Origin of the sequence: Tabrizicola sp. (genome assembly GCF_051645465.1) — a bacterium.
Lineage (GTDB): Bacteria > Pseudomonadota > Alphaproteobacteria > Rhodobacterales > Rhodobacteraceae > Tabrizicola.
The window spans coordinates 1-2,828 of record NZ_JBOFBI010000233.1 but is presented as its reverse complement, the minus strand read 5'-3'; the positions used below and the strand labels follow the sequence as shown (position 1 = coordinate 2,828).

Here is a 2,828-nt window from a genome sequence, read left to right as displayed (position 1 = left end):
GCAGGAGCCCTCGCGATGACCTTTTTATTCCTTCGAGCGGAAACGACCGTATCGATGGAGGCGTTGGGCAAGACACTGTCGAGTATCAAGTGGCCATCGACGACATATGTGTTGTTTTTCACTCAGAACTGAGCCGGTTGGGCGCATAATTTTCACTGAGAACTGAGCCATGTGAACCTTCCCCCCAAAGCGGTGAGCGGCGGGGGCAACGGAGTGATCCACATGGGACTTTTGAACATCATCCGACGCATGCACTTGCGGCAGAAGCTGTCGATCCGCGAGATTGCGCGGCTGACGGGCGTGTCGCGTAATACCGTAACCAAGCATCTGGCAGCGAATACCATCGAGCCAAAATTTGCGACGCCGGAGCGGCCCAGCAAGCTTGATCCTTATGCGGAGAAGCTTGCAGGCTGGCTGAGGACCGAGGCCGGGAAGTCACGCAAGCAACGGCGCACAGTGAAGCAGTTGCATGCCGACCTTGTGGCGCTTGGCTTCACCGGTTCCTATCCCCGGGTGGCGGCTTTTGCGCGACGGTGGAAGGCAGATCGGCAGCGCGAACAGCAGACGGCGGCGCGCGGGACCTTTGTGCCGCTGCATTTTGCCCCCGGTGATGCCTTCCAGTTCGACTGGAGCGAGGACTTTGCGGTTTTGGGCAGCGAGCGCGCCAAGCTGCAGATGGCCCATATCAAGCTGTCGCACAGCCGTGCCTTTTTGCTGCGTGCCTATCCCTTGCAGACCCATGAGATGCTGTTCGATGCCCATTGGCACGCATTCCGGGTCTTCGGTGGCGTGCCGGGGCGGGGCATTTACGACAACATGCGCACGGCGGTGGATCGTGTCGGTCGCGGCAAGGAGCGACAGATCAACATGCGCTTCCTCGCCATGACGAACCACTATGTCTATGAGCCCGAGTTCTGCAATCCGGCCGCCGGGTGGGAGAAGGGTCAGGTCGAGAAGAACGTCCGGGATGCTCGCCACCAGATGCTGCAGGGCATGCCGGACTTTCCAGACCTTGCCGCGCTGAATGCCTGGCTGGAAGAGCGTTGCCTCGAGTTGTGGCGGGAGACCCCGCATGGCAAACAGCCCGGCACCATCGCCGATGTCTGGGCGGAAGAGCAGGCTGCCCTGATGCCGCTGCCCGTCGCCTTTGACGGCTTCATCGAGTTGAGCAAGCGGGTCTCGCCAACCTGTCTGATCAGCTTCGAGCGCAGTCGCTATAGCGTTCCGGCATCCTTTGCCAATCGACCGGTCAGCCTGCGGATTTATCCCGACCGGCTGGTCGTGGCGGCAGAGGGCAACATCCTGTGCGAACATGTGCGCGTGATCGAACGCAGCCACAAGCTCCCTGCGAAGACGATCTACGACTGGCGGCATTATCTTGCGGTCGTGCAGAGAAAGCCCGGTGCCCTTCGCAACGGCGCACCCTTCCTGGAGCTACCGCCTGCGTTCAAACAGTTGCAGGATCACATGCTGCGCAAACCCGGTGGTGATCGCGAGATGGTCGATATACTTGCCTTGGTGCTACACCACGATGAACAGGCCGTGCTCACCGCCGTGGAACTCGCCCTGGCAGAGGGCGTGCCGACCAAGACCCATGTGCTGAACCTGCTGCACCGGCTGGTCGATGGCAAGGTGATCGGCGGGCCGCCATTGGATACTCCACAGGCACTGGCCCTGCACCGTGAACCCAAGGCAAACGTCGAACGCTATGACGGCCTTCGCAGCCAGATCGCCGGAGGCTACCATGCGTCATGATCCAGCCGCTGGTGCCATCATCATCATGCTGCGCAGCCTCAAAATGTATGGCATGGCCCAAGCCGTGACCGACCTGATCGAACAGGGCGCGCCAGCTTTTGAAGCTGCAATCCCGATGCTCTCGCAACTGCTGAAGGCCGAATTGGCCGAGCGCGAGGTGCGCTCCATCGCCTATCACATGAAGTCCGCGCGGTTCCCGGCCTACAAGGATCTCTCGGGCTTCGACTTTGCCGCCAGCGAGGTCAACGAGGCCACTGTCAGGACACTGCATCGCTGCGAGTTCATGGATGGCGCCCAGAACGTGGTCCTGATCGGCGGTCCGGGAACTGGCAAGACCCATGTTGCAACCGCCCTCGGCATCCAGGCCATTGAGCATCATCGTCGCAAGGTTCGCTTCTTCTCGACCATCGAACTGGTCAATGCCCTCGAACAGGAAAAGGCCAAGGGAAAGGCCGGGCAAATCGCCGAAGCCCTGACCAAGCTCGACCTCGTGATCCTGGATGAACTTGGCTATCTGCCCTTCAGCGCATCGGGCGGGGCCCTGCTGTTCCATCTGCTGAGCAAACTCTACGAACGCACCAGCGTCGTTATCACCACCAACCTGAGCTTCAGCGAATGGGCCACGGTCTTTGGCGATGCCAAGATGACCACGGCCTTGCTCGACCGCCTCACCCACCGCTGTCACATCCTGGAAACCGGTAACGACAGCTTCCGGTTCAAGGCAAGCTCAGCAGCTGCAGCCCGAAAAAAGAAGGAGACAAGCCCGACCTTGACCCCAGCATGAACCAAAATCCATAATCAGAGGTGGCTCACTTCTCGGTGAAAAAACCGGCTCAGTTCTGAGTGAAAATCAACAGCATAGGGCTCGACGCCGTTCATCTTGCAGGTGCCGATGAGGCTGGCGAAGCGGGCCCAGTTCCGGCCGCCCTCGTCGTGACCGGCGAAGAGTGCGTTGCGGCGGTTCATGGCCGGGCTGCGGATGGCGTTTTCGACGAGGTTGGAGTCAATGTCGACGCGGCCGTCGTCGAGGAACAGCCTGAAGCCATCTTGGCGCTTCAGCATATAGGCCATCG

Annotated in this window: 2 protein-coding genes and 1 pseudogene; 2 read left to right on the top strand and 1 reads right to left on the bottom strand. The window is 60.4% G+C overall.

What is annotated here, in order from left to right:
- The first annotated feature begins 222 nt into the window (after positions 1 to 222).
- Positions 223 to 1,755 carry an IS21 family transposase gene (istA, locus tag ACRCSW_RS15260; RefSeq protein ID WP_438706441.1) on the top strand — a complete coding sequence of 511 codons (1,533 nt, stop codon included), beginning with the start codon at positions 223 to 225 and terminating at the stop codon, positions 1,753 to 1,755.
- Positions 1,745 to 2,539, top strand: coding sequence for an IS21-like element helper ATPase IstB (gene istB / locus ACRCSW_RS15255; protein WP_438706443.1), 795 nt, complete (start codon positions 1,745 to 1,747; stop codon positions 2,537 to 2,539). The genes istA and istB overlap by 11 nt, the downstream gene beginning before the upstream one ends.
- A gap of 71 nt (positions 2,540 to 2,610) precedes the next feature.
- On the opposite strand, the pseudogene ACRCSW_RS15250 reads toward istB, so the two are convergent.
- Positions 2,611 to 2,828, bottom strand: a pseudogene (locus tag ACRCSW_RS15250) (IS66 family transposase); the annotation flags it as partial.

Coding starts and splice junctions, on each gene's coding strand:
- istB (WP_438706443.1), top strand. CDS start 1,745: ATGCGTCATGATCCAGCCGCTGGTGCCATCATCATCATGCTGCGCAGC.
- istA (WP_438706441.1), top strand. CDS start 223: ATGGGACTTTTGAACATCATCCGACGCATGCACTTGCGGCAGAAGCTG.